At 69.1% G+C, this 26,239-nt stretch carries 27 protein-coding genes; 21 read left to right on the top strand and 6 right to left on the bottom strand.

Going from position 1 to position 26,239, the window contains the following annotated elements:
* Window positions 1-2 precede the first annotated feature (2 nt).
* The 6 genes from H7K45_RS09940 (at window position 3) to H7K45_RS09965 (ending at window position 7,600) form a co-directional block, all read left to right on the top strand.
* Entirely contained in the window at window positions 3-1,553 is a 1,551-nt protein-coding gene (locus H7K45_RS09940) for a virulence factor Mce family protein (RefSeq protein WP_263995611.1), read from the top strand.
* Complete coding sequence (locus H7K45_RS09945) at window positions 1,523-2,179, top strand: Rv1363c family protein (protein WP_263995612.1); 657 nt, start codon at window positions 1,523-1,525, stop codon at window positions 2,177-2,179. Before H7K45_RS09940 ends, H7K45_RS09945 begins: the two co-directional genes overlap by 31 nt.
* The gene (locus H7K45_RS09950) at window positions 2,176-3,216 is read left to right on the top strand and encodes an RDD family protein (protein ID WP_372512521.1); all 1,041 of its coding nucleotides are present in this window, start codon (window positions 2,176-2,178) and stop codon (window positions 3,214-3,216) included. Before H7K45_RS09945 ends, H7K45_RS09950 begins: the two co-directional genes overlap by 4 nt.
* Complete coding sequence (locus H7K45_RS09955) at window positions 3,213-3,773, top strand: Rv1363c family protein (protein WP_263995613.1); 561 nt, start codon at window positions 3,213-3,215, stop codon at window positions 3,771-3,773. The genes H7K45_RS09950 and H7K45_RS09955 overlap by 4 nt, the downstream gene beginning before the upstream one ends.
* The gene (locus H7K45_RS09960; protein ID WP_263995614.1) at window positions 3,740-4,753 is read left to right on the top strand and encodes a ribonuclease E domain-containing protein; all 1,014 of its coding nucleotides are present in this window, start codon (window positions 3,740-3,742) and stop codon (window positions 4,751-4,753) included. The genes H7K45_RS09955 and H7K45_RS09960 overlap by 34 nt, the downstream gene beginning before the upstream one ends.
* 375 nt (window positions 4,754-5,128) lie before the next feature.
* Entirely contained in the window at window positions 5,129-7,600 is a 2,472-nt protein-coding gene (locus H7K45_RS09965; protein WP_263995615.1) for a hypothetical protein, read from the top strand.
* A 3-nt stretch (window positions 7,601-7,603) separates the two neighbouring features.
* Here H7K45_RS09965 and H7K45_RS09970 read toward each other — a convergent pair whose 3' ends face one another.
* The 3 genes from H7K45_RS09970 to H7K45_RS09980 all read right to left on the bottom strand — a co-directional run bounded on the left by H7K45_RS09970 (window position 7,604) and on the right by H7K45_RS09980 (window position 10,890).
* Window positions 7,604-8,680 carry a phosphodiester glycosidase family protein gene (locus tag H7K45_RS09970; RefSeq protein WP_263995664.1) on the bottom strand — a complete coding sequence of 359 codons (1,077 nt, stop codon included), beginning with the start codon at window positions 8,678-8,680 and terminating at the stop codon, window positions 7,604-7,606.
* A gap of 166 nt (window positions 8,681-8,846) precedes the next feature.
* Window positions 8,847-10,148: a gluconolaconase gene (locus tag H7K45_RS09975; RefSeq protein WP_372512522.1), complete on the bottom strand. Its 1,302-nt coding sequence runs from the start codon at window positions 10,146-10,148 to the stop codon at window positions 8,847-8,849.
* A complete protein-coding gene (locus H7K45_RS09980) occupies window positions 10,129-10,890 on the bottom strand; it encodes a pirin family protein (RefSeq protein ID WP_263995616.1) in 762 nt (253 codons plus the stop codon). Before H7K45_RS09980 ends, H7K45_RS09975 begins: the two co-directional genes overlap by 20 nt.
* A 78-nt stretch (window positions 10,891-10,968) precedes the next feature.
* Here H7K45_RS09980 and H7K45_RS09985 point away from each other — a divergent pair, with 78 nt between their 5' ends.
* Both H7K45_RS09985 and H7K45_RS09990 read left to right on the top strand, forming a co-directional pair.
* Window positions 10,969-11,415 (top strand): MarR family winged helix-turn-helix transcriptional regulator, encoded by a 447-nt coding sequence (locus H7K45_RS09985; protein WP_276069733.1) that lies wholly within the window; start codon window positions 10,969-10,971, stop codon window positions 11,413-11,415.
* A 9-nt stretch (window positions 11,416-11,424) separates the two neighbouring features.
* Window positions 11,425-12,201 (top strand): SDR family NAD(P)-dependent oxidoreductase, encoded by a 777-nt coding sequence (locus H7K45_RS09990; RefSeq protein ID WP_079925969.1) that lies wholly within the window; start codon window positions 11,425-11,427, stop codon window positions 12,199-12,201.
* A gap of 4 nt (window positions 12,202-12,205) precedes the next feature.
* Here the strand turns inward: H7K45_RS09990 and H7K45_RS09995 are convergent, their stop codons facing one another.
* Both H7K45_RS09995 and H7K45_RS10000 read right to left on the bottom strand, forming a co-directional pair.
* Window positions 12,206-13,330, bottom strand: coding sequence for an NDMA-dependent alcohol dehydrogenase (locus H7K45_RS09995; RefSeq protein ID WP_263995617.1), 1,125 nt, complete (start codon window positions 13,328-13,330; stop codon window positions 12,206-12,208).
* A gap of 343 nt (window positions 13,331-13,673) precedes the next feature.
* Window positions 13,674-14,669, bottom strand: coding sequence for a sigma-70 family RNA polymerase sigma factor (locus H7K45_RS10000; RefSeq protein WP_263995618.1), 996 nt, complete (start codon window positions 14,667-14,669; stop codon window positions 13,674-13,676).
* Between the two features lie 82 nt (window positions 14,670-14,751).
* Between H7K45_RS10000 and H7K45_RS10005 the strand changes: the two genes are divergently transcribed.
* The 12 genes from H7K45_RS10005 (at window position 14,752) to H7K45_RS10060 (ending at window position 24,547) form a co-directional block, all read left to right on the top strand.
* Complete coding sequence (locus H7K45_RS10005) at window positions 14,752-15,591, top strand: alpha/beta hydrolase (RefSeq protein WP_263995619.1); 840 nt, start codon at window positions 14,752-14,754, stop codon at window positions 15,589-15,591.
* Window positions 15,588-16,637, top strand: a complete 1,050-nt coding sequence (locus H7K45_RS10010; protein WP_263995620.1) for an alpha/beta hydrolase family protein — start codon at window positions 15,588-15,590, stop codon at window positions 16,635-16,637. The genes H7K45_RS10005 and H7K45_RS10010 overlap by 4 nt, the downstream gene beginning before the upstream one ends.
* 130 nt (window positions 16,638-16,767) lie before the next feature.
* On the top strand, window positions 16,768-17,517 hold the full coding sequence (locus H7K45_RS10015) for a DUF2786 domain-containing protein (protein WP_263995621.1): 750 nt from the start codon (window positions 16,768-16,770) through the stop codon (window positions 17,515-17,517).
* Window positions 17,518-18,009: a TIGR04338 family metallohydrolase gene (locus tag H7K45_RS10020; RefSeq protein WP_263995622.1), complete on the top strand. Its 492-nt coding sequence runs from the start codon at window positions 17,518-17,520 to the stop codon at window positions 18,007-18,009. It begins immediately after the preceding gene.
* A 6-nt stretch (window positions 18,010-18,015) separates the two neighbouring features.
* Entirely contained in the window at window positions 18,016-18,681 is a 666-nt protein-coding gene (locus H7K45_RS10025; RefSeq protein WP_263995623.1) for an O-methyltransferase, read from the top strand.
* A gap of 112 nt (window positions 18,682-18,793) precedes the next feature.
* Window positions 18,794-19,717 carry a DUF4129 domain-containing protein gene (locus H7K45_RS10030; RefSeq protein ID WP_263995624.1) on the top strand — a complete coding sequence of 308 codons (924 nt, stop codon included), beginning with the start codon at window positions 18,794-18,796 and terminating at the stop codon, window positions 19,715-19,717.
* Entirely contained in the window at window positions 19,714-20,199 is a 486-nt protein-coding gene (locus H7K45_RS10035; RefSeq protein WP_263995625.1) for a hypothetical protein, read from the top strand. The genes H7K45_RS10030 and H7K45_RS10035 overlap by 4 nt, the downstream gene beginning before the upstream one ends.
* Entirely contained in the window at window positions 20,196-21,161 is a 966-nt protein-coding gene (locus tag H7K45_RS10040) for an AAA family ATPase (RefSeq protein ID WP_263995626.1), read from the top strand. The genes H7K45_RS10035 and H7K45_RS10040 overlap by 4 nt, the downstream gene beginning before the upstream one ends.
* Complete coding sequence (locus tag H7K45_RS10045) at window positions 21,158-22,417, top strand: DUF58 domain-containing protein (RefSeq protein WP_263995627.1); 1,260 nt, start codon at window positions 21,158-21,160, stop codon at window positions 22,415-22,417. Before H7K45_RS10040 ends, H7K45_RS10045 begins: the two co-directional genes overlap by 4 nt.
* Before the next feature lies 1 nt (window position 22,418).
* On the top strand, window positions 22,419-22,868 hold the full coding sequence (locus tag H7K45_RS10050; RefSeq protein ID WP_263995628.1) for a hypothetical protein: 450 nt from the start codon (window positions 22,419-22,421) through the stop codon (window positions 22,866-22,868).
* A gap of 7 nt (window positions 22,869-22,875) precedes the next feature.
* Window positions 22,876-23,679 carry an acyl-CoA thioesterase gene (locus H7K45_RS10055; RefSeq protein ID WP_263995629.1) on the top strand — a complete coding sequence of 268 codons (804 nt, stop codon included), beginning with the start codon at window positions 22,876-22,878 and terminating at the stop codon, window positions 23,677-23,679.
* A gap of 31 nt (window positions 23,680-23,710) precedes the next feature.
* Window positions 23,711-24,547, top strand: a complete 837-nt coding sequence (locus H7K45_RS10060) for a rhomboid family intramembrane serine protease (RefSeq protein ID WP_263995630.1) — start codon at window positions 23,711-23,713, stop codon at window positions 24,545-24,547.
* Here the strand turns inward: H7K45_RS10060 and H7K45_RS10065 are convergent, their stop codons facing one another.
* Window positions 24,548-24,943, bottom strand: coding sequence for a heme-binding protein (locus tag H7K45_RS10065; protein WP_263995631.1), 396 nt, complete (start codon window positions 24,941-24,943; stop codon window positions 24,548-24,550). It lies immediately after the preceding gene.
* 328 nt (window positions 24,944-25,271) lie between these two features.
* Between H7K45_RS10065 and H7K45_RS10070 the strand changes: the two genes are divergently transcribed.
* Window positions 25,272-26,237, top strand: a complete 966-nt coding sequence (locus H7K45_RS10070; protein ID WP_263995667.1) for an esterase family protein — start codon at window positions 25,272-25,274, stop codon at window positions 26,235-26,237.
* The last annotated feature ends 2 nt before the right edge of the window (window positions 26,238-26,239 follow it).

Here is a 26,239-nt window from a genome sequence, read left to right on the forward strand (position 1 = left end):
CGATGCTGACCCGCTTCATCAAGATTCAGTTGGTGATCTTCACGGTCCTGACGATCATCGCGTTGGTCGTCCTCGGGTGGTACTACCTGCGCCTGCCCAGCGTGGTCGGCATCGGGCAGTACGAGCTGAAGGCGCAACTGCCCCGCTCGGGCGGCCTGTACTCCACGGCGAACGTGACCTATCTGGGCACCCAGATCGGCAAGGTCACCGACGTGCGACCGACCGAGACCGGCGTCCAGGCCACCATGAGCATCGACAGCAAGTACAAGATCCCGGCCGACGCCACGGCAAACGTGCACTCGGTCTCGGCGATCGGCGAGCAGTACCTCGACCTGGTGTCGACGTCGTCGAATCCGGGCCAGTTCCTGGCGCCGGGGTCGACGATCATGAACGGCACCGTGCCCAGCGAGGTTGGTCCCGCGCTCGACGCCGCCAACAACGGTCTGGCCGTCCTCCCGAAGGAGAAGATCGACAGCCTGCTGACGGAGACGTCGAAGGCCGTCGGCGGGCTCGGGCCCGCGCTGCAGCGGTTGGTCGACTCGACGACCGCGATCGCCAGCGACTTCAAGGACAACCTGGGTCCGGTCGACGACATCATCGACAACTCGACGCCGATCCTGGACAGTCAGGTGCAGTCCGGGGACGCCATCTCGCAGTGGGCTCGGAACCTGAACACCATCGCCTCGCAAACCGCCGAGCAGGACCAGGCGTTGCGCAGCGGGTTGCAGCAGGCCGCGCCGACCGCCGACCAGCTGAACTCGGTGTTCGGCGACGTGCGTGAGGCGTTGCCGCAGACGCTGGCGAACCTGGCGATCGTCACCGACATGCTCAAGCGCTACCACAACGGCCTCGAACAGGCCTTGGTGATCCTGCCCCAGGGCGCCACCGTCGCCCAGGCGGGAACCATCTTCCCGGGCGAGGGCCTGCTGCACTTCGGTCTGTCGATCAACCAACCGCCGCCATGCCTGACGGGCTTCCTGCCCGCCGCGGAATGGCGGTCGCCTGCCGACACCTCGACCAAGCCGCTACCGGACGGGCTGTACTGCAAGATCCCGAAGGACTTCCAGGCCAACGTCGTCCGCGGCGCGCGCAACTATCCGTGCGCGGACGTGCCGGGCAAGCGTGCGGCGACGCCCGAGGAGTGCCGCGGCAACACGCCGTACGAGCCGCTGGGCACCAACCCGTGGTACGGGGATCCAAACCAGATCCTGACGTGCCCCGCGGCCGGTGCTCGCTGCGACCAACCCGTCAAGCCGGGTTACGTGATTCCGGCCCCGACGATCAACAACGGCCTCAACCCGTTGCCCGCCGACCAGCTGCCCCCGAAGCCGGCGCCGATCAGCGACCCGCTCACGGCCCCTGGCCAGGGCACCGTCGCGTGCAGTGGCCAGCAACCCAACCCGTGTGTCTACACTCCGGCATCAGGGCCGACGGCGGTCTACACACCGTCCAACGGTCAGGTCGTCGGACCCGATGGAGTCCAGTACTCCGTCACCAACTCAAGTGATCCAGGAGAAAACGGATGGAAGGAGATGCTGGCACCAGCCGGCTGAACCCCCACGACATCCCTCGCGAATCCGACGCGTCGGTGGAGTCCGACGCAGAATCTCAAGCTCGATCCGATCTACCCCAGGATCAACCCGCCGAGGTAGCGGCCACCGACGACGTGGCCCGTCGACCAGAGCGGTTCGGACGTGGCTGGCTCGTCGCCATCTGCTTGGCGCTGCTGGTCCTGACGGCAGGCGCGGGCGTCGGCGGATACCTGGCGTTGAAGTCCCACGACCAGAGCGAAGCCATCGCCCGCGAAGACGCCACGGCGCTGCAGCGCGCCAAGGAGTGCGTCCAGGCGACGCAGGCGCCCGACGTCGCCGCCATGACCGCCAGCCAGACCAAGGTCATCGAGTGCGCCACCGGTGACTTCGGCGTGCAGGCCAACCTGTTCGCCAGCATGCTGGTCGAGGCCTACCAGGCGGCCAACGTCTCGGTGCAGGTGTCGGACATGCGTGGCGCCGTGGAGAAGCACAACGACGACGGATCGGTGGACGTCCTGGTCGCGGTGCGGGTCAAGGTGACGAACTCCCAAGCCGCCGACCAGGAGCAGGGCTACCGGCTGCGGGTGAACATGGCGCCAGCGGACGGCACCTACAAGATCAACCGCCTGGACCAGGTCACCTCGTGACGGCCGTGCTCGACGACACTCCCGAGACGACGACCGCGCCGGACGACACCGTCCGGTTCGCGTCATGGCCGGCGCGCGCCGCCGCCCTGCTGCTCGACGTGCTGCCCGGTGTCGCCGTCGTCGCCACGATGGCGCTGCTGGCCTACACGACGCCGGTCGGTGGCTGGCTGTGGTGGGTGTTCATGGCCGTGCTGGCCGTCGCCGTCCTCGCGACGCTGGTGAACCGGTGGCTGCTGCCGTCGGTGGTGGGCGCCACGATGGGTCGATCGGTGATGGGCATTCGCGTCACGACGTCGGACGGCGATCCGGCGGGCAGCCCCCGCCTCATCGGACGGGACGTCGCCCATCTGCTCGACACCGCCGCGCTGTTCGTCGGCTGGCTGTGGCCGCTGGGGGACAAGAGGCACCGCACCTTCGCGGATCTGTTGCTGCGCACCGAGGTTCGCGTCGTCGACGGTACCGAGTCGAATGGCCGTGACGTGCGGCGTGTCGCCGGTGCCGTCCTGCTGGCTGCGGCCGTGCTCTGCGCTGCGGGTGGCGGTCTGGGCTACCTGCAGGTCTACCGGCAGGACCGGGCCGTGGAACAGGCCAGGACTCAGATCGCCGAGCAGGGGCCGCGGATCGTCGAGCAGTTGCTGAGCTACGGCAGCCAGAGTGTCGTCGGCGACTTCGCCAGGGCGCAATCGCTGGCCACCGACGCGTACCGAACGCAGCTCGTCGCCCAGCAGCAAGCCGTTCAGAAGGCCGGTGTCACCGACAACGAGTACTGGGCGGTGAGCAGCGCGGTGCTGTCGGTGACCCCCGACCGGGCGGCAATGCTGCTGGCCCTGCAGGGTCAACGCGGCTCCGACCCGGCGAAGCTGAAGTTCATCACCGCAACGGTGCGCGCGGACTTCGAGAAGCACGACGGCCGCTGGCAGGTCGGGGTCTTGACCGTGCTCAAGAAGCCGCTCACGGGTCAGAGCGCGGCATCGGCGCCGCAAGCACCTGCGCCGCCGCCGCCCGCACCGGCACCACCGAAGGGACAGGGCCGATGAGCCCGCGGCGCAAGGTCGACGAGACGGATCGGGACTTCTTCTCGACGAACGCGGCCAAGCCAAAGGCTCCCCTGCGATGGGGCCTGCCGTTGACGTCGATCCTCGCATTCGTTCTGGCGGCTGCGGCGATCGCGGGCAGCGTGTTCATGCTCGTCGCGCACGAGAGTCTGGAGCGGACCGAGGCCAGGGACGCTGCCGCCCTGTTCTACGTGCGCGGCTTCATGGCGGAGTACACCTCGCTGGATCCCTTCCACGCCAACGACTACGCCGACCGCATCATGGCTCAAGGCACCGGCGACTTCGAGAAGTCGTTCAAGGAGAAGCTGAACGAGATCGTCGTGCAGGTGGCGCGGGCCGAGCCCACCACCGGTGTCGTCCAAGAGGCCGGGGTACAGCGCTGGAACGAGAACGGCAGCGCCGACATCCTGGTGGCCACCAACGTGAAGTCCACCGGACCCGATGGCAAGACTCCGATCGAGAGTGGAACCCGTTGGGTCGTCACGACCATCGAGGAGGGACAGCAGTGGAAGATCAGTCAGCTGATTCAAGTGATCTGACCGCCGACGCTGCCGCCGCCTCAGTCCCGCAGGGTAAGGCGGCGCGCAGCCGCCACCGGCTACCGCGGCAGAAGGCGCAGCAGGTCACACCGGCCGGCGAGGTCTCCGAGACCACCGACGTTTCCGAGACCACGGTTTCCGACACCGATGAGGTGCCCGAGACCGCGGAGGTTTCCGAGACGGCCCCGGTGTCCGAGCCCGCGGGAGCCTCCGAGCCCGAGGTCGCGGAACCAGCCGACGCCGGTGACGTGGCGCCGCCGACGCGCCGTCGTCGGTCGCCGTGGAAGCGCGGCAAGGCGGCCAAGGTCACGCCGTCCGCAGCGGAGCCCGACCCGGAGACCGTCGTCGGCACCGACCCGGAGCCCGCCGCCCACATCGAGTCGGATGCCGCCGAGTCGGACGCTGTCACCGAAACCGATTCGGACGCAGCAGAACCCGAACAGGTCGTGCTCGTGCCGCACCGCCCGGCCGGTCGGGCCCTCAAACTGATCGCGGTCGCCGCCGGCGTGCTGTTCGTCGCCGCCTGCGCATTCGCGGGTGCCACGGTGCAGCCGTATCTGGCCGACCGAGCCGCAGTTCACACCAAATTCGTCATCGCCGAGACCGCGGCCAGTGCCATCACCACGCTGTGGACCTACACGCCCGACGACATGGACAAGCTCCCGGAACGCTCCGCGAAGTACCTCGGTGGCGACTTTGCCGCAGACTACAAGCGCTACATCGACGCGATCGTCGAGCCGAACAAGCAGGCGCAGGTCACCAACAACACCCAGGTGCTCGGAGCCGCCGTCGAGTCGCTGACGCCCACTGAGGCCACCGCCATCGTCTACACCAACTCGGTGGCCACGAGCCCGGTCACCAAGGGCATTCCGTCTCTGCGGTACCTGTCCTACCGGCTGGTCATGAAGCCTCAGGACGGCCGCTGGCTGATCACCCAGATGGTGGCCGTCACGAAGCTGGACCTCACTCCACGTCTGTAGCGGGCGACGCATAGCACCACAGGCCATCCCTGGCTACGCCGAAGTCATCGCCGGGGCTCGTCGGCAGCGCACACCCAGCCGGGCGGGAAGCGACGAAGGTCGCAGGTCGAGAGTGCAGGACCGATCAAGATCGGCAAACTCCGCACGTCGACCTGCGGCCAAGGCCGGCATACTTAGCTGCGCTCGGTTGCTCATCGGTTATGAAATCGTCGTCTGCGTCAACGGTCGAACGCCCAGCTGAGGCGCCGAAACGAAGCCCCGACACGGGCTGGTGGCCAACGGGCGATGCGTTCCAGAAAGGCGGCTGTCAACGCCCGCGTAAGTGCTACGTTCTGTGGCGCAGCGCACTCTGCGGGGTCGAAAGGGACAGGTCAGATGGCAGGAACTCATCGCAGGAGAAGCCAACGACGCTTCAGCGTGGCGCTCGTCAGCGCCGCGACCGCGACGGCGACGGCACTGACCGTGGGCGTCGAACCGCCGCCCGATCCGGTCAAGCGAATCAGCGCCGACACGGTCGACCTCACCGCTGCGATCCAGTTGCTGCCGACGCACGACAAGGTGCCCGACATCACCGGAGGCCTCGGCACCGCGATCTACGACGGCAAACAGGCAATCGCCGACGTGATCATCCGAGCCGTCGTCAACGGCGTCAACCTGTCGGCGTTCGCCAGGGCGGCCGGGGTGGACCCGCAGAGCCTCATCACCGGCTTGCTCGCCGACCTGCCCGCCAACCTGCTCCCCGGCATCCTGGCCCAGCTGTCCTTCGACGTGCCATTGCTCGGGCCCGTGTTGCAGCAGCTGACCGGCGGTGACCTCGCACTGCTGACCAACGTCCTGGATCTGCTCGGCGTCGACGAAGTCACCGACGCCACCCTGACCGGCGTGCTGGCGCTGCTCGGACTGAACCTGTCGGATCCGCTGAACCTGTCGGGTCTCGACGTGCCCGGTCTGAACGTCGTCACCACGGGGCCGGCGTTCGCCGCGCTGAAGATGCTGCTTGGGCTTGACCTGGGGTGGGTACCTGGGCTGCCCAATTCGGTGGCCAACGAGATCAACGGAACGCCGTATGCCCGCTTGGGCGTCGACGGCGTGCTGGATTTGGTGCTCGACAAACTGAAGGCAAGCGCGATTCCGGGGGCGTCGCTGCTCATCAACCCGCTGGCGGACCTGATCAAGAGCATCACCGATCCGATCACCAGCCAGCTGCCCGACGTCGTCGACGTCCGAGTCATCCCCACCGTCGGCATCGGGATGGGCGCGTTCGCCGCAGCGATGGCCTACCAGAAGGTGCTGGCCGATCTCTCACTGCAACCAGGCGGCCTGAATCACGTCTTCGGCAGCGATCCCATCCTCGGCAGCCTGACCGTGCTGCCGCTGATCCTCATCAACAACCCCGCCCGGCCCGACGGCGGGGCGTTCGCCCGATTCGGGCCACTGGCGGCGCTCTTCGGCATCGACACCGTGAACCCGACGACGAAGTTCACCAACAGCCCGTCCGGACCCGGCCTTCCGATCCTGGGAACTGGTGTGGCGCTTGGCAACGCGAACCTGCTGCCCATCCTCGTCGACGCCACCTACGAATATCAGCCTCTGTCGGACCTGGCGTCGTGGCCCAATCCCTTCACGCTGGTGAACAACTTGGCGGCCGGGCTGGCGCCGACCTACATGTTGCGCGGGCTGAACCTCGACCTCGGCGGTCTAACCCAGGAGATCCTCGCGGGGGTGGGAGCCGCAGTTGGCGGCGTGAATCCCCTCGACCCGAATTCCTCACTGGCACTGAATCTCTACCTCACCCTGCACTCGGCGACGCTGCCGATGCTCGAGCCGCTGTATCTGGCCTCCGACGTTCTCAACCTCGTCGGGCTCAGCCCACTGGCGCAAATCCCGATGCGCCTGGCGAACGCCTTGGCGCCCGCACTGCGCATCCTCACCGACGTCGGCTACTCCGACACCGTGCGCAATCCCGACGGCACCTACACCCGCGACACCACGCAGGCGGGTACCGAGGTGCCGTTCCTGTCCTTCCCGAACCTCGACCCCGGGTTGGTACTGAGCGACGCATTCCATGCGTTGGTGGCCGGCTTCCAGAAGGAACTCGGACCCAACCCGACGCCGAACACCCCCAACGTCCTGGCGAACATCCTCGACGCGCTACTCAAGGGCAACCTGCTCGACGGCCTCGGTGCCCTCACCGCCCCGCTGGCCGTGCCGGATGCCACCGTGGCGGCCGCCTCCAAGACGTCCGCAGGTGACCTGCCGTCCGCCTCGGCACGACTTCTCAGCGTCGCCCCCGCGACGGATGCACCGACGGGCGTTGCGCCCAAGGATGATTCGAAGACCGGTGACGTCACGGCCGCCGCGGGGGAGGAGACTCCGGCGGCGGGTACGAAGGATCAGGTGTCAGAGCCGACACCGCCGGCGACCGAGAAACCCGGCGACGGCGTCGAGACCAAGACCGAGACCGAGGCCGGTGCCGGAGTCGACGCGGACGCCAAGATCGGCACCGGGACGAAGACGGGTTCGGGCTCCGCGACCGATCCGACATCGGTCGCAGGCCCCAAGCATGCCAAGCCCGACGATGATTCGACGCCGGTGACCGGCACCAAGACCGGCACGGGCACCGACGCCGGTACGTCCACCGGGCCCAAGCACGCCAAGCCCACCGTCGACGAAACCCGCGACACCGCCAACGACTTCTCCCCCAACCGGGGCGACGCGGGGACGGCCAAGCCGGCGGGTACCGGCACCAAGCCGTCGGACGCCGCTAAGACGACCACGGCGGCCGCCTCGGGCGGGACGACCAACGACAGCCCGTCGCAGAACGCACCGTCGGACAAGGCGGCCTAGCGGTCAGCTGAAGGCAAGCCAACTGGGCAGCGCTCGCTCGCGGGAGTCGCACAGCACCTGCATCGTGTCGCAGGAGCCCTTCGGGACACCGGCGCCCGCCCACATGCCGCCAGTGTCGCGGCGCAGCACGATGGCCGACGAACCGCCGCCGTCGAGCAGGATGGCGGTGTCGCTGCCCAAGGCGCGGAAGAGGTCCTGGATCTGGTCGGGGGTGTAACTGCCGCCCTGGAAGACGTACATCTCGTCGCGGTCCCTGGTGTAGGCGATCGCCGTGCGGGCGGCGCTGGGGCCGCCGTCGTTCATCTGGCCCGTCGCACCGGGTGCCAACAACCCCAATCCGGCGACCGCGACGAAGCGAGAGCCCTTGTCCACCAAGCCCTTGATGACCGGCGTCGCCGCGTCGTAATCGTCGGGTGCGCGCGGTGACACGACGAACGGGGCGCCCCCAACGGGCAGGATCATCGTCGTCAGCGCGGTCCAGACCTCGTCACCTCCGGAGAGTGCCTGCTTGCCCGCGTAGGCGAGGGTTCCGGTGACCGCGACGTTGGCCGGGCCGCCGCCGCGGGTGTTGTCGAAGTAGGCCCCCAGGGGCGAGCTGCAACCGGTCGACTTCCAGGAGCCGCCCTGCTGGCCGCGCACGTCGAAGAAGTTCGCGTTGACGGCGATCGTCGGTTTGCCGAGCGCCTGCCAGGCCTGGATCGGGGAGAAGGTCTCGGACGCTTGCCGCAGCCCCTCGCCGGTGCGGGCGCCGGGCGTCGACTCGCAACGGGCCTGGTAGCCACGGTGCGAGTCGACCAGCAGCCGGGGCGTCAGCCGTTGGGACGCCGCCTTGATGATCATCAGGTGCCCGCCGCTGCCCATCTCATACCGGCGGCCGTTGGCGTCGAGCATCGGAGCTGGGTTGTTGCCACCGAAGTTGTAGACCAGGTAGGAACCACGGGTGTTCGCGATGGCCGCGGCGAGCAGTTCTCGGCCGTCGGCGGCCCGAGCGGCGGGGGCCACCGCCATCGTGGCTAGCACGGCAGCGAGTGTCAGCGTGGTCGCCGAGGCGACCAGGCGCCGGACGTTCACTGCGGTCATCGGCACGAAGCGCCCCCATCGGATGATTGCCACGGACTGCTCGAAAGCACGTACCTGCAATCACAGCCGATGCACAGTCGGCTTTGGTCACGGCGTCGACACGATTGCGCATCGACACCCCCGTGTCACAGCCCGAGGCGCTTTGCCGGCGGCCTCGAGAGCAACGTCAACGCCCAGGGGGCGCCACCCGGTAGATGGCGTCCGCGGCGTCGTCGGTCACGTAGACGGCGCCGTCGGGTCCCACCACTGCGGAGACGGGCCGGCCCCACCGTGAACCGTCCGCGGCCTGGAAGCCGCCGACGAGGGTCTGCTGGTTCCCGAGGGTGCCGTTCTGCCACGGATAGAAGGACACCTCGGGCGCACGGGGAGATTGCCGGTTCCACGACCCGTGGACGCCGACCAATGCGCCCCGCTCGTAGGGGGCAGGCAGTGCACCGTCGACGAAGGTCAAACCCAGCGGGGCGGAGTGGGCGCCCATGCTCTGTTCGACGGGCGGCAGGGTCGCGCAGTCGAGCTTGGATCCGTCGGCGTTGGTCTGGACGTCGCGAATCAGTGGCAGATTCGCCGGTCCGCCGTCGGGATTGCAGTAGGGCCAACCCAATTCGCGTCCGGGAGTGAGCTTCGCCAGCGTCTCCGGAGGATGGTCGTCGACGTAACTCGGAACGACCTGGCCATAGGTGGGTCCCTGGTCGGGCACCTGGACGTTGTCGCGGTTGTTGACCGCGGTCCACACCGAGCCGTCCGGTGCGACGGCGAGTCCGGTGCCGTTGCGTACGCCGGTCGCAAATGGTGCGTACGGCCCACCACCGGGCGGGACCCGCATGATGGTGGCACGCTGCGGGGTGGCCGTACGGTCCTGCGCGGAGACGTTGCCGGTCGAACCGATCGAGAAGTACACGGCACCATCGGGTCCCACGGCGACGCTCTTCAACGCGTGGCTGTAGGCGCCGCCGAGATCAGGGCTACGCGCGTCGGGGAGGCCGGCGGCGACGGTGCGCTCCGGAGTGGCCTTGCCGTCGGCGTAGGCGAAGGCGTCGACCTGGTCGCTCTCGGCGATCAACAGCGTCGAGCCCTGGAACGCCAGGCCGTGCGGCTGGTTCATGCCGTTGACCAGCAGTTGCATCTGCGGTCCCAGTCCCGAGGGCTCGATCCGAATCACCTGCCCGGCGCTGGGCAGCGAGACCAGCAGTGAGCCGTCCGGTGCCCACAGCGCCAACCGCGGCTTGGGCACCCTGGCCCAGACCGACATCGTCCACCCCTTGGGCACCAATGCCTTCCGCGGTTCGTCGAACGGCTCGGCGGCGAGGTCGCCGGGCACCTGAACCGTCACTTCCTCGAGGCCGGCCGCACGGGGCGCCGCACTGGCGGTAGTCGACGTGCCGTCCGCTGCTGGCGGGGTGTTCGACGAGCACCCCGCCATCAGCAGGACGCTCAAGACGGCGAGTGTCTTACGCGGCCAAGCTCGCATGCATCTCCCAGACCAGGATTTCCGACGGCTCGGTAGCGGTGATCCGCTGCCCGCCCGATGCCGTGAAGCGCACGGCGTCGCCTTCGTGCAGGGGACCGGCACCCTCGAGTACGACCTCACCCCGTGGGACGAACAGGTGGAGGAACGGCGCCCGGGGCAGTTCGACGACGTCGCCGGGTTCCAGGCGCGCGCCGCGCAGGGCGGCGTACTTGTTGCTGATGGTGATGGCGGCGTCGTCGGCGTGTTCGGGCATGCCGGAGGCGATCGTCGCCCACGTGCCCCGCAGCGCCTCGTCGTCGATCTCGAGCTGCTGGTAGCCGGGCGTGATGCCGGCCTCGTCGGGCACCACCCACATCTGCACGAAGTGCACGGGCTCGGCGTGGGTTGGGTCGCCGGTGAGCGTCCACGAGTCGTTCTTCTCGGAGTGCAGAATCCCTCGTCCAGCCGACATCCGTTGCGCCAGACCGGGATAGATCACGCCGGAGTGACCCGTCGAGTCCTGGTGGACCAGCGATCCGCGGAGCACCCAGGTGACGATCTCCATGTCGCGGTGCGGGTGGGTGTCAAAGCCCTTGCCTGGCTTGACCACGTCGTCGTTGTTGACCAACAGCAAGCCGTGGTGGGTGTTGGACGGGTCGTAGTTCCCACCGAACGAGAACGAATGCTTGGAGTCGAGCCAGGAGATCTTGGTGGCGGACCTGTCCTGTGCGCGTCGGACGTCGACGATGTCGGTCGTGGTCATGGGTGCTCCTCGGGCGTCGTCGCCAGCCTAGGTGGCCGGCACTGGACACGACAACTTAGATGATGTGTCATATATTCCATGTGGCTTACCAAGGAGCAGCAGCGGACGTGGCGCCAGTACCTGACGATGACGGCCGCCCTACAGGCCGAGATGAACCGGCAGCTGCAGCGCGACTGCGGTCTGTCGCTACCCGACTACGACGTGCTCGTCGCGCTCGACGAGCTCGCGGTGTGCCGGGTCAACGAACTGGGTGAGCGGTTGGGGTGGGAGCAGAGCCGGCTGTCACACCAGCTCAGACGCATGCGGACGCGCGGACTCGTCGCCCGTCGCGGGGCCGAGGACGACCGGCGAGGCGCCACCGTCGAGCTCACCGACGCCGGTCGGGCTGCGCTCGAGGCCGCCGCGCCGGAACACGTCGCCTTCGTGCGGGACGTGGTGTTCGGCGGGGTCGCCGCCGCGGACCTGCGGGCACTGGATCGCTGGACCTCGGCAGTCCTGTCACGGCTGGGGCGTGGGTCTGCCTAATCTGTCGGGGTGGACATCAACGGAGCAAGTGCAATCGTCACCGGTGGCGCGTCCGGCATCGGCGCGGCCTCGGCCCGCCAGCTGGCCGCCAAGGGTGCGCGCGTCGTCGTCGCCGACCTGAACGCCGAGCGCGGCCAAGAACTCGCGCATGAGATCGGCGGCGTATTCGTCAGCGTCGACGTGACCGACACCGCGCAGATCGAAGACGCCGTCAACACCGCCGCGGATCTCGGCCCGTTGCGCGCCCTGGTGAACTCGGCAGGCATCGGCTGGGCCCAGCGGACCATCGGCAAGGACGGCGAGTTCGCCTCCGCGCACAACCTCGACGTCTACAAGAAGGTGCTGGCGATCAACCTGGTCGGCACGTTCGACTGCATCCGGCTGGCCGCCACCGCGATGAGCCGCAACGAACCCACCGAGACCGGCGAGCGCGGCGCCATCGTCAACATGACCAGCGTCGCGGCGTTCGACGGCCAGATCGGCCAGGCCGCCTACTCGTCGTCCAAGGGCGGCGTGGTGGGACTGACGCTGCCCGTGGCCCGCGACTTGTCGGCCGTCGGCATTCGCGTCAACACCGTCGCCCCCGGCCTGATCGACACCCCCATCTACGGCGAAGGCCCCGACTCGGAGGCGTTCAAGGCCAAGCTCGGTCAGTCCGTGCTGTTCCCGCACCGCCTCGGCAAGCCCGACGAGTTGGCGTCGATGGTGGTCGAGCTGATCACCAATTCGTACATGAACGCCGAGGTGGTCCGCGTCGACGGCGGCATCAGGATGCCCCCGAAGTAGCCCGCTACCAGTCGGATTCGTCGAACGTGACGACTCCGCGGATGTTTTTGCCGTCGAGCATGTCCTGGTAACCCTCGTTGAGGTTCTCCAACGAGTAGGTGTTGGTCACCATCTCGTCGACCTTCAACAAGCCCGCCTTGTAGAGGGCGACGAGCCGGGGCGTCTCGACGTGTGAGCTGCCACCGCCGAAGATGTTGCCCTTCAACGTCTTCTGCAACATGGTGAACAGGAACAGGTTGAGCTTCACGTCGACGTCCATGAGCGAGCCCATGCCGGTGACCACGCAGGTGCCGGTCTTGGCGGTCAGGGTCATCGCCTCCTCGACGTATTCGCCGCGCATCTCGCCGACGGTGATGATGGTCTTGTCGGCCATCAAGCCGTGGGTGAGGTCGATCATCGGCGCGATCGCCTCGGCCATCGACGGATAGACCTGCGTCGCACCGAATTTGACGGCCTGGTCGCGCTTCCAGGGGTTGGGGTCGATCGCGATGACGTGCCGGGCGCCGGAGATGACCGCACCCTGCAGCGCGCTCATGCCGATGCCTCCGACGCCGATGACGGCGACGGTCTCACCCGGCTGGACCTGGGCGACGTTGGTCGCCGAGCCGAAGCCGGTGGGCACCGCGCACCCCATGATGGCTGCGGCCTCGAACGGCACGTCCCGGTCGATCTTGACCACGGAGTCCTCGTGGACCGTCATGTACGGCGCGAAGGTGCCCAGCAGGTTCATCGGGGACACGGCGTGCGATCCGGCGTGCACCCGATTGGTGCCGTCGGCGATCGCCTTGCCGCCTAGGAGCACCGCCCCGCGATCGCACAGCGAGCGATGCCCCTTCAGGCACGGCGGGCAGGCGCCGCAGGCCGGGATGAACGCCAGGATGACGTGGTCGCCCTCCTCGACGCTGGTGACGCCCTTGCCCACCTTGGTGACGACGCCGGCTCCCTCGTGTCCGCCGAGGGCCGGCAGCCCGATTGGGGTCGCCCCGGTGGTCAGGTGGTAGTCGGAATGGCACATGCCTGCCGCATGCATGCGGATCTGAACTTCGTGGGCGACGGGATCGCCCAAATCGATCTCGTCCACCTTGAACGGCGTGTTCAGTTCCCACAGCAGAGCACCCTTGGTCTTCATGGCGGCGATCATAGAACACGTTCTAGAATGTCTGCCAACGATGCTCTTGAGCTGCTGGTATTCATCACACGACATCTCGTCGTTGGCGAGCCGACGAATGGCCAGTTAGGTGGCGGTGGAGCGAGATCGCCGCGTCGCAACTGGCCACTCGCGGGCCTGTGGATGAATCCAGCGGCGTATCGCGAATGTGGTGCATCGTGCGAGTCAGCGCGGACATGCTGCGCGCCACGGCCGTCAGGTGATCGTCGACAGGACCTGCGCCGCCCTGCGTCAGGCCGGCGCCGAATGGCCAGTTACGTGGCGGTGGAGCGAGGTTGCCGCGTCTTGACTGGCCACTCGAGGGTTAGAGGGTGAGGGGCAGTCCGAACGTCTCGAACAGTGCGCCGTCCTGGGCGTGAAACGCCACCACGTGCGACACCTTGCCGGACTGCACGCTCAGCACGTGCAGCTGAAACGCCTCGTGGACGCCCGTCTCGGGGTTGCGCATGTACAGCGCGGCCGCGGGCTGGCCGTTGGCGGTGGTGGCCACGAACCGCATGTCGCCGGGGCCTTGGGCCGGGCAGTGCAGCGACGAGAGCGTGACGATGTCCGCCGGACCCTGGTACCACCCGTCGAACGGCGGCATCTCGAAGATCGCGTCCTCGGTGAACAGCCGAACCAGGGCGTCCATGTCGTAGGTCTCGAAGGCGTCGACGTACTTGGCCAGCATCTCCCTGGCCTCCGGCGACTCCGGCGGGGCGATCTCGTCGTCCTGGCTGGGCTGGATCTCGTCGAGTTGCGCGCGGGCCCGCTGCAGCAGGCTGTTGACCGCGGCGGTCGAGGCGCCGATGGCCTCGCCCACCTCGGCGGCCTTCCACTGCAGCACCTCGCGTAGGAGGAGCACCGCCCGCTGCCGGGCCGAGAGGTGTTGCAGCGCAGCGATGAACGCCAGACGCACCGAATCGCGGGAGGCCACGATGACCGACGGGTCCGACGGATGCTCGTCGGGGGCATCCGGCAGTGGCTGCAGCCACGTGATCTCGGGGTGCTCGGCGATCTCCGCCGTGGGGTCGGCGTTCGGGGCGCCCAGGCCGCTGGGCAGCGGGCGACGCTGCCGGCCGTCGAGCGCGGTGAGGCTCGCGTTGGTCGCGATGCGGTAGAGCCAGGTGCGGACGGACGACCGGCCTTCGAAGCCGTCGTACGATTTCCACGCGCGCAGGTAGGTCTCCTGCACCAGGTCCTCGGCGTCGTGAAGCGACCCCGTCATGCGGTAGCAGTGGGCCAGAAGCTCCCGCCGGTACCGCTGGGCGTCGGCGAGGAAGGCGTCCTTCGAGTCGAAGGTTTCGGCAAGCACACTCACGAACGAAGAGCCTACCGAGGGGGTGTGACGAGCGACACCGTCGTCGTCTGGAACGTCCAGCGTGGCCCGCTAGTCTCCCCTGATGGCCACTTCCCACAGCGAACGCAGCTTCGACGGTGTCGGCGGCACTCGAATCGTGTACGACGTGTGGACGCCCCCCGTCGAGCCCCTCGGCGTGGTGATCCTGTGCCACGGCTTCGGCGAGCACGCGCGGCGCTACGACCACGTCGCCCAGCGCTTCGGCGAGGGCGGTCTCATCACCTACGCAATCGACCTGCGCGGACACGGCCGATCCGGGGGCAAGCGGGTCTTCCTCAGGAACATCTCCGAGTACACCGACGACTTCCACCACCTGGTGGGCATCGCCACCGCTGCTCATCCCGAGCTCAAGCGCGTGGTGCTGGGCCACAGCATGGGTGGCGGCGTGGTCTTCACCTATGGCGTCGAGCATCCTGACGACTACGCCGCGATGGTGTTGTCCGGGCCGGCGGTATACGCCCAGGACGGTGTCTCGCCGGTGATGGTCGCCGTGGCCAAGGTGGTCGGCAGCGTGGTGCCGGGACTGCCGGTGGAGGACCTGCCCGCCGACGCGGTGTCGCGCGACCCGGACGTCGTCGCCGCCTACGAGGCCGACCCCCTGGTGCACCACGGCAAGCTCCCGGCGGGTATCGCCAAGGCGCTCATCGGGGTCGGCGAGACCATGCCTCGACGTGCGGCGGCGTTGACGGCTCCGCTGTTGGTGGTCCACGGAGGCAAGGATTCACTGGTGTCGGTCGACGGCAGCCGCCGGCTCGTCGAATGCGTCGGCTCGACCGACGTCAACCTCAAGGTCTACCCCGAGCTGTACCACGAAGTGTTCAACGAGCCGGAGCGCGCGGTGGTGCTGGACGACGTGGTGTCCTGGATCGAGGTCCACCTGTGAGAGCACTGCTCGGCCTGCTCGCCGCACTGCTGCTCGTCGCGGGCTGCTCGTCCGGCGGCGGTGACGGAGCCCCCACGGCGGCCCCGCGCCAGGGCTGGGTCGAGGACGACGTCAGCTTCACCGCCGACGGGCTGACCATCTACGGCACGTTCCGCCATCTGGCCGACGCCAAGCCCGGACCCGCGGCGCTGCTGATCTCCGAGAGCGGCAACACCGACCGCAACGGGGACAACGCGGTCGCCGGGCCGGTCGGCAACATGCGACAGCTCGCCGAGTACTTGTCCGGCAAGGGAATCAGCACGCTGCGCTACGACAAGGTGGGCACCGGCAAGACCGGGCTCGGGCCGTATGCGCTGCGACCGGCCGAGGTCGGCAGCGCGGTGTACGACCTCGGTGCCAAGGCCGCGGTCCGGTACCTCGCCGGCCAGCCGGGGGTAGACCGTGCGCACCTCTCGGTCTACGCGCTCGGCGAGGGCACCGTGCACGCCATGTCACTGGCCGTCGACGCCGCACCCGACGCGCCGAAGATTCACTCCCTGGGTCTGTTCGCACCACTGGCCGGCCGCTACCTAGACATCATCACCGGCCGCGTCCGCACCGGTCTGGACGCCGACGTCAAGGCCGGGGCCAAGACGCAACAGCAGTCCGACGAGGTGCTGGCGACGTGGAACGCCGCCGTCGTCGAGGCGCGCACCAAGCGCACGGCGCCTGCCAAGCTGCCCGAGGGGCTCGGGGCCATCCTCAACCCGTCGAACGTGGGCGCGGTGGTCGAGGCCGACGCGATCGACCCGCTCGAACTCGCTAAGGCACTTCCGGCGGGGATGCCCGTGCTGGCCACCTGTTCGGACTCCGACAGCCAGGCCAGTTGCCCCGCCGAGCAACCGATGTTCGACGCGCTCGCCCACACTGCGCTGACCGTCGTGCGGCTGACCGGGGTCAACCACGTGTTGCGTGACGATCCCACCGACAACGTCGGCAACTACTCGAAGAAGGATCCGCTCTCGGCTCAACTGCTGACCGCGCTGGACGGGTTCGTGGCCAAGTAGACTTCGGCGTCTGTGGACCAACGCCGGGGTGTGGACGGATGACACCGCGCTGGACCACCACTGCACGTGCGCGTCGTGGGGGTGCCCTAGCGTGCGCAGCCATGACGAACAGCGAGAATCGGGATCGCGCATGAGTGACGACAAGATGCTGGCGCGGATCGCCGCGCTGCTGCGCCAGGCCGAGAACACCGAGAACCCGCACGAGGCCGAGGCTTTCATGTCGGCTGCCCAGCGGCTGGCCACCACCACGTCGATCGACCTCGCGGTGGCCAGGGCCCACTCGGCGACTCGCACCGCCGCACAGACACCCGTGCAGCGCACCATCACCATCGGCGAGGCGGGCAGCAAGGGCCTGCGAACCTACGTCCAGCTGTTCGTGGCCATCGCCTTGGCCAACGACGTGAAATGCGACGTCGCGTCCAATTCGACGTTCGTCTACGCGTACGGATTCGCCGAGGACATCGACGCCACGCATGCGCTCTACGCCAGCCTGGTGGTGCAGATGGTGAAGGCCTCGGACGCCTACATCGCCAGCGGTGCGCACCGGCCGACCGCGACGATCACCGCCCGGCTGAACTTCCACCTGGCGTTCGGCGGGCGGGTCGGGCAACGGCTGGCGGAGGCACGCGACGAGGCCAGGCAGGCCGCCACCACGGGTCGGGACCACCAGCCCGGCACCGCGGTCGCCTTGCGCAACAAGGACGTCGAACTGAAGAGTTTCTACCGGTCGGCGTCCAAGGCGCGCGGCACGTGGCGGGCCAGCAGCGCCTCGGCGGGCTACTCGTCGGCGGCCCGGCGGGCCGGTGACCGGGCCGGACGACGGGCCCGCCTTGGGCCGAGCACCGAGCTGGCCGGTGCGCGAAAGCCCCTGGACCGGTAGGTGCCCCGCGACTCGCAACGCTCCAAGGTCTACGCCGCCGAGCAGTTCGTGCGGACGTTGTTCGACCGTGCCTCCGAACGGGGCACCAGGACCGTCGACTTCTTCGGCACCCAGCTGACCCTGCCCCCGGAGGCGCGATTCGGATCGACGGACTCGGTGCGCGACTACGTCGGCGAGGTGCTGGCCCTGGGCGCGGTGCGATCGCGCTGGCCGGCGGCCGAACCGCTGGCGGTCCGTGCCCGGCGCGGTGTCACCGCCGCGCACTACGAGTACGACGGCGGGGTGGCGACCATCGCCGTGCCCGATCGGCAAAGCACTTGGGCACTAAGGGAATTGGTGGTGCTGCACGAGATCGCCCACCACCTGTGCCGCTGCGAGCCGCCGCACGGACCCGAATTCGTCGCCGCGTTCTGCGAGTTGACCGAGGCGGTGATGGGTCCCGAGGTGGGCCACGTGCTGCGGGTGACCTATGCCAAAGAAGGCGTACGGTAGCCAGCCATGGACGAACCCGATCCGCGCGCCCTGGACGCGATGTACGGCGAGTTGTTGCACACCGAGGACTCCGTGTTGGCCGCCGCGCGCGAGAGTGCCGTTGCCGCGGGCATGCCCGCCATCGAGGTATCCGCGCAGCACGCCAAGCTGCTGACGCTGCTGGCCACGCTCAGCCGCGCCACTCGGGTGCTGGAGATCGGCACCTTGGCCGGGTACAGCACCATCGCGTTGGCGCGTGGCGTCGGGCCCGGTGGTCGCGTCGTCACGCTGGAGTACGAGCCGCGCCACGCCGAGGTGGCCCGGGCCAACCTGGCCGCCGCTGGCGTCGGCGACCGGGTCGAGATCATCGTCGGCGCCGCTCTTGACACCCTGCCGACGCTGGCCGAGCGGGGCGAGACCTTCGACATGTTCTTCGTCGACGCCGACAAGGAGAACAACGTGGCGTACGTGAACTGGGCGGTCGAATTGGCCACTCCCGGAGCGCTTTTGGTGGTCGACAACGTCGCCCGCTTCGGCCGGGTGCTCAACCCCGCGCCCGAGGACCGTCAGGCCCAGGCGGTGCGCGACATGTTCGCGATGATGGGTGAGCATCCACGCCTGGACACCGCCGCCATCCAGACGGTCGGCACCAAGGGCTGGGACGGTTTTGCGGTGTCGGTCATCCGGCCCTGAACCGGGTTGAGTCCGCCTTCTGACGTTCTGCCCGCAACGCCCCGGCCATCGGGCAGGTTCTTGTAGCGTCGAAGACGTGCAGCCTCGGCCGAGGACACGCAGCATCACTTCCGTGACCGTGCTGGTCGCGCTGATCTTCGTGGCCGCGGCAGCACTGCGCGGTTACGTGCCGGGGGCGCAGGTTGGCCCGCGGCGGCCGTCGTCGGATAGTCCGGTGGTGACGGCCGTCGTCGTCGGTCTGCTGCTCGCCTCGGTCGCCGTCGTGGCGACCGCGGTGCTCACCCGCTTGCGCAACCGCACCCTGACCCCGGCGCGGGTGGCCGACCGACCGGACTGGCTGCGGGAGAACCGCGGGCGGCCGACCTGGCGGATCGTGCTGATCGGGGTGGCCGTCCTGGTCGGCGTCCTGCTGGCCTACGCGGCGCTGAGCCGGCTGACCGTGGGGCTGGGGGACGACGCCGACGGCACCGGAGCGACGACCGCGCCGGCGGAGTCGGCGCCACCCGAAACCGGCGGGAGCGCGGGGGCGGCGACCCCGGTGGCGGACGACGAGCCCGGGACGAACCTGCTGACCTACTTCTACGCCGCGACGGGTGTCTTCCTCGTCGTCCTGACCGTCGGCACGATCGTCGCCAGCCGTCGGCGCACCGTCCCGTCTGAGGCCGTTCCGGATGTCGGACCCTCCGATGCCGCGGCCGGTACCAGAGCCGAATCCCTGGCTCTGGCAGCCGAAGTCGGCCTTGCCGAGGTCGAGGACCTCAGTCGAGAGCCGCGCAAGGCGATCATCGCCTGCTATGCCGCCATGGAACGACGGCTGTCGCTGCTACCCGAGGCGGCCCCGCGCGACTTCGACACGGCCTCGGAGGTCTTGGCCCGCGCGGTCGACCATCACGCCCTCGCCCCCGACAGCGCCACCCAGCTGGTCGCGCTCTTCGAAGAGGCGCGCTTCAGCCCCCACGTCATGGACGAGGGCCATCGCGACGCGGCGGTCGCGGTGCTCACCGCGGTGCTCGACGAGCTTCGGAGCCGGGTGTGAACCGGATTGGTGCGGCGGCCGTCGTGGTGGTGCTCGGGGTCCAGCTGCTGGCGCTGGCGCACCCCGACCGGCACGTCGCGCTGTGGATGGGTGCCGCCGCGGCCACCGTGGCGCTGCTGACGCTGCGCTGGTTGGTGGTGCGCGACGTCGGGGTGGCCGTGGACGACTCCCGCGCCCGCGACCCGGCCGAGACGTTGCGTCGGTGGCGGTCCAAGACCGAAATCATGATCGCCCGTGCCGATTCCACCCGCTCGGACTGGGACAAGTACCTGCGTCCCATGCTGGCACGGCAGTTCGAACTCGCCACCGGTGCCCGTAAGGGCAAGGACCCGAGGGTGTTTCGCGCCACGGCCGTCGCGCTGTTCGGTGAGCAGCTGTGGCCGTGGGTCGACCCGGACAACGTGTCCCGCACCGGCGTCGAGGAACCCGGCCCCGGTCGGGCCGTGCTCGACGACGTGCTGCGGCGACTGGAGGGAATATGAGCCTGCCGGTGACCACCACCGCCGCGCGCTGCGAGGCCGTCCTCGACGAGATCCAGCGCGTCGTCGTCGGCCGACGGCCCGCGCTGACCCTGATCCAGACGGCGCTGCTGGCGCGGGGGCACGTCCTCATCGAAGACCTTCCCGGCCTTGGCAAGACGCTGATCGCACGGTGCTTCGCCGCGGCGCTGGGACTGGAGTTCACCCGGGTGCAGTTCACCCCCGACCTGCTACCCGCCGACCTGCTGGGCTCGACGATCTACGACATGCAGTCGGGGCGTTTCGAATTCCGCCCCGGCCCCATCTTCAGCAACCTGCTGTTGGCCGACGAGATCAACCGGACCCCGCCCAAGACGCAGGCCGCGCTTCTCGAGGCGATGGCCGAACGACAGGTGAGCGTCGACGGAATCACCCACCACCTGCCCGACCCCTTCATCGTGCTGGCCACCGACAACCCCATCGAATACGAGGGCACCTATCCGCTGCCGGAGGCGCAACTCGACCGGTTCACCATCCGGCTGGAACTGCGCTATCTGACCGAGCGGGACGAGGCGTCGATGTTGCGGCGCCGGCTCGATCGCGGGTCTGCCGAGGCCGCCGTCGCCCAGGTGGTGGACGCCGACGACCTCCTCGCCATGCGTGAGTCGGTCGAGGAGGTCACCGTGCACGACGACGTCCTGCAGTACGTCGTGTCGTTGGCGGCGGCCAGCCGCCAGCACCCCCAGGTGGCCGTCGGCGCGAGTCCGCGCGCCGAGCTGGACCTCGTCCAACTGGCCAGGGCCCGGGCTCTGCTGCTCGGCCGCGACTACGTGATCCCCGAGGACGTCAAGGCACTGGCCGTGCCCGCCATGGCGCACCGGATCAGTCTGCGACCGGAGATGTGGGTGCGGCAGGTGCGCACCACCGACGTGGTGGAGGAGTTGCTGCGCCGGCTGCCGGTGCCGCGAGCCCGCGGGGCGACGTGATCGACACCCGTTCGGTCGACGTCGAATTGCGTTGGCGGGCATCGAACCTCGCGCTCTCACTGGCCTCGTGTGCGGCGGTGGCGTTGGCGGCGGCGCTGATCGACGCGCGGTGGCAGCTGGTGGTCGTCGCCGCCCCGCTCGTCGGGGTGCTGGTGTCGCTGGGCTGGCAGCGATCGACGCCGGCGGTCCGCGTGTACGCCGAACCCGGCCTGGTGCGCTGCTTCGAGGACGAAGAGGTCCGACTCGAACTGTGGGCCGAGGCCGACGACGGATCGCCCGTGCGTCTGCTGGTCGAGACGCCCCCCGGCGCGGCGCTGCAGGTCGACCGCGGGCCGTCGGGCCGGTTGCAGATCGTGGCGTCGATGCCGCGGTGGGGTCGGTACCCGGTGCGGGTGCGGGTGACGGTGGCGGGCAGGGGCGGTCTGCTGACCGGCGCGGCGGCGACCACGTGGGTGACGGCCGGGGAGGTGTTCGCGTTCCCGGTCGCCCCGGCGCAGTCGACCGGTTTGCCGCGAACCGAGCTGCTCGACCGTCTCGGCACCCACCTCACCAGGCACGTCGGCCGGGGCGTCGAATACGGCGGCATCCGGGCCTACGTGCCGGGGGATCAGCTGCGCACCGTCAACTGGCCGGTCAGCGCCCGCCGCGGCAGCTTGCACGTCACCGAACGGCTCAGCGAACGCGCCACCGACGTCGTCGTGCTCGTCGACCGTCACGACCAGCCGCCCGGACCCGCCACCGACGCCACCGAGCGCACGATGCGCGGCGCCGTCCAGGTGGTGCAGAGCGCGCTGCGCAACGGCGACCGGGCCGGGGTCGTCGCGCTCGGCGGCCGGACCCGCTGGCTGGGCGCCGACATCGGCCGGCGCCAGTTCTACCGGGTGCTCGACGCCATCCTCGGGGCGGGTGACGGCCACGAGACCACCCCGGGCACGCTGGCCCCGCGCGCCGCCCTGCCGCCGGGCGCCGTGGTCGTGGCGTTCTCCACGCTGCTCGACACCGACTTCGCGCTGGCACTGATCGACCTGTGCCGCCGCGGGCACGTGGTGGTCGCAGTCGACGTCCTCGACGGCGCACCGTTCGAGGATCTCGACGACCCCCTGATCGCCCGAATGTGGTCCATGCAAAGGGCTTTCATGTATCGCGACATGCGCACGATCGGCGTCGACGTCATCGGGTGGTCCACCGACGGCACGCTCGACCAGGTGATGGGGCTCGTTCCACGACGACGTCGGCGCGCCACGGCGAGGAGGTGACGTGACACGCCCTCTGGCCCTGGCCTTCGGTCTGCTCATGGTGGCCGCTGGCACGCTGGCGAGCGCGGGGCCCGCGCTAGTGCTGTCGGCGGTGGCCGGTGCGGCGGTCGTCCTCGGACTGCTGGTGCCGCTGGCCGCGACGATGGCGGTCGTCGCCGTCATCGCTGCGCTGGCCCTGTCCGAACCCGACCCGGTGGTCGCCGGCATCGCCGGCCTTGCGGCGGCCGGCTACCTCGTCGTGCGGCATGCCGATGGCGACGCCGCCGCGGCGCTCACCATGCCCACGGTGCTGGGCGCACTCGGTGCGTCGGTCGTGGCCGTCCTCGGTGCCACCGTCCCGTTCGCGTTGCCGTGGGTGCCGCTGGTGGCTCCGCTCGCCGTCGTCGCGGCCTACGTGCTCGTACTGGACCGGTACGTCGGGCATCCCGGGCGGGGTCGCCCGCTACGCTGACCAACCCATGACAGGTGTCAAGCCCGACCGACCGAGCTGGATGGCCCGACTTCTCGACTTCGAACGCGACGGCGACGTGTTCCGCGCGCCGCAGCCGGCCGCCGGACCCGGCACCCGCTTGTTCGGTGGGCTGATCGCCGCCCAGTCGCTGGCCGCCGCAGGGGCCACCGTCGCGCCGGACAAGCATCCGCAGTCGCTGCACCTGTACTTCGTGCGCGGCGGCGAGTACGGCGTGGACGTCGAGCTGAACGTGGTCCGCACCCGCGACGGCCGATCCTTCGACACCCGGCAGGTCACCGCGGTGCAGCACGGCAAGACCATCCTCGAGATGATCGCGTCGTTCCACCGGCCCGAGGCGGGCGCCGATTGGCACCCGACCCCGCCGGCAGGCATCGAATTCGAGGCCGCGGTGCCCAAGACCCCCGACCTCGGCTTCGCGGGCCGATTCGAGATGCGGGTGACCCCCGACGACGACTCGCCGTTCGCGGTGCCGCCGTTCTGGATCCGCACCAAGGCCCGCATCGACGACTCACCGCTGGTGCAGGCGTGCGCGCTGACCTTCATGTCGGACTTCGGGCCGGTGCCGGTGGCGCGGCCGCCCGGCGTCCCCGTGGACGCTGGCAGCGGATACGCCGCCAGCCTCGACCACGCAGTCTGGTTCCACCGCCCGTTCCTGCCCCACGAATGGCACCGCTACGAGGTCAGGTCACTCAACAACAGCGACTCCCGCGGCCTGGTCGTCGGCGCGATGTACGACGGCGCCGGGTCACTGGTCGCCAGCACGACTCAGGAGGCCTTGTGGCGCTTCTGAGGACCCGCGCGCTGATGGAACACTGTGAGGCGTGAGCACTCCAGGCCCTCCTAGCGCGCCGTCGGCACCGCCGACCTGCTATCGGCACCCCGACAGGGCCACCTACGTCAGCTGCACGCGGTGCCATCGCCCCATCTGCCCCGACTGCATGCGGTCCGCGTCGGTCGGGCACCAGTGCCCCAACTGCGTCGACGACGGCGCCAAGTCGGTGCGCCGACCCAAGCGCAACCTCGGCGCCACCCCCGTCGTCACCTACGCGTTGATCGCCGCGAACGTGGTGATGTTCATCCTGCAAATGGCCGTCCCCGGGCTGCAGCAGGCCCTGTTCCTCTGGCCCGCCGGCGTCGTCGCCTACGACCAGTACTACCGCCTGCTGACCTCGGCGTTCCTGCACGACGGACCCACCCACATCCTGTTCAACATGTGGGCGCTGTGGGTCATCGGCCCCGCGCTGGAACGGTGGCTGGGCCGCACCCGATTCGTCGTCCTGTACTTCTTGAGCGCACTGGGCGGCTCGGTGCTGGTGTTCCTGCTGACGCCGGTCAACGTGCCGACCCTCGGTGCCTCGGGCGCGATCTTCGGCCTGTTCGGCGCCACGCTCGCACTGTCGCGCAAGCTGAACTTCGACATGCGCTGGATCGCCGGGCTGATCGTGATCAACCTGGTCATCACGTTCGTGGTGCCGTCGATCAGCTGGCAGGGCCACGTCGGCGGCCTGCTCACCGGAGCTGCGCTCGGCGCGCTGTACGCCTACGCGCCGCGCCAGAACCGGGTCTCGATCGAGACCGCGGTGTCGGTCGTCCTGCTGCTGGCGTTCGTCGCCCTGGTGTGGTGGCGGGCGACGAGCCTGCTGGCAGGCGTCGGCTAGCTAGGGCGTGCCGCCGCAGCGGTTCTTGATGTCCAGCAGCGGCTGGCGGATGCCGGTGATGTCGTTCTTGGTGTCCGGGTGCGCGTTGAGGTAGTCCTGCATCTGCTTGTGCACCTGGTCCTTCGGCAGCCCCTCGAGACTGGTGACGAAGTAGTTGTAATCGGGGTGGGTGAACAGGTATGCCGAGGTCGACGCGTCGACGCCGGCCCGCACGCCCTCGAGGTCGGCCGCGGAGCAGTTGGGCGGGTTCAGGGCGGGATCCTCGTTGGCGAACGCCGACGGCAACGCTCCGAACAGGGTGGTGCCGATCAGGCCGCCGGCGAGCAGCGCTCCACCGGTGAGGCGGCGTGCGAGACGTCCCGAGGACGTCGGGGCGGGAGAACCGGTAACGGACATGATCATGCTCCTTCGTGTGTGCGCACTGAGTGTGCCGTGGCGTACGCCACCTTGCATGTTCTACGCGTCAATTCACAGGTTATTCACTCGTGTCTCACAGTCCCCGATCGGGTGGCTCACATCCCAGGGCGTGTCGTCGCTTCCGGAACCCGTTGATAACGAGCCGATTACACCGCGCGTGGGCGGCGCGGCGCAGCGTTTCAGCGCTGCTAGCTTGCGCTGAACGGATTATTCGAACAGATGGGATGCAGCCGTGTTGGCGACGATCGTTGGTGGGTTCCGACGCCGGTGGGCGCGGCGGCTCGCCGTCTCCGCATTCCTCGTCGCGATGATGCCGGGCGTGGTGGGCCCCGTCGGATTGCTGCCGACCGCGTCGGCGTTCTCGCGCGACGGTCTGCCCGTCGAGGGGCTGCAGGTGCCTTCGGCGGCCATGGGCCGCAACATCCTGGTCCAGTTCCAGGGCGGCGGACCGCACGCGGTCTACCTGCTCGACGGTCTCCGCGCGCAGGACGACTTCAGCGGCTGGGACATCAACACCCCGGCGTTCGAGTGGTTCTACCAATCCGGGCTCTCGGTGGTCATGCCCGTCGGCGGGCAGTCCAGCTTCTACAGCGACTGGTATCAGCCTGCCAAGGGCAGCAACGGCACCTCCACCTACAAGTGGGAGACGTTCCTGACCCAGGAGCTGCCGGCCTACCTCGCGGCCAACAAGGGCATCTCGCCCACGGGCAACGCGGTGGTCGGGCTGTCGATGTCGGGCGGCGCCGCCCTCAACCTCGCCGCGTTCTACCCGTCGCAGTTCATCTTCGCCGGGTCCCTGTCGGGCTTCCTGAACCCGTCGGCCGGTCTGTGGCCAACCATGATCGGCTTCGCCATGAAGGACGCGGGCGGGTACAACGCGACCGACATGTGGGGCGTGTCCAGCGATCCGGCCTGGCGGCGCAACGATCCCATGGTCAACCTGCCGACGCTGGTCGCCAACAACACCGCCATCTGGGTCTACTGCGGCAACGGCCGGACCTCCGACCTGGACTCTGCGGGCGACTTCGGCGTGCAGTACAGCGCCCAGTTCCTGGAGAACATCACCATCAACACCAACAAGGACTTCCAGAAGCAGTACCTGGCCCTGGGCGGTCGCAACGCGGTGTTCAACTTCCCGAACGACGGCACCCACAGCTGGGGCTATTGGGGCGCCCAGCTGCAGGCGATGAAGCCCGACCTGCTCCGGGTGCTCGGCGTCGGCGTGGCGCCGCCGGCCCCGGCACCGGCACCGCCTGCCCCGCCCGCGGGGTAGAA

The sequence above is a fragment of the Mycobacterium yunnanensis genome, from assembly GCF_025823185.1.
GTDB lineage: Bacteria > Actinomycetota > Actinomycetes > Mycobacteriales > Mycobacteriaceae > Mycobacterium > Mycobacterium yunnanensis.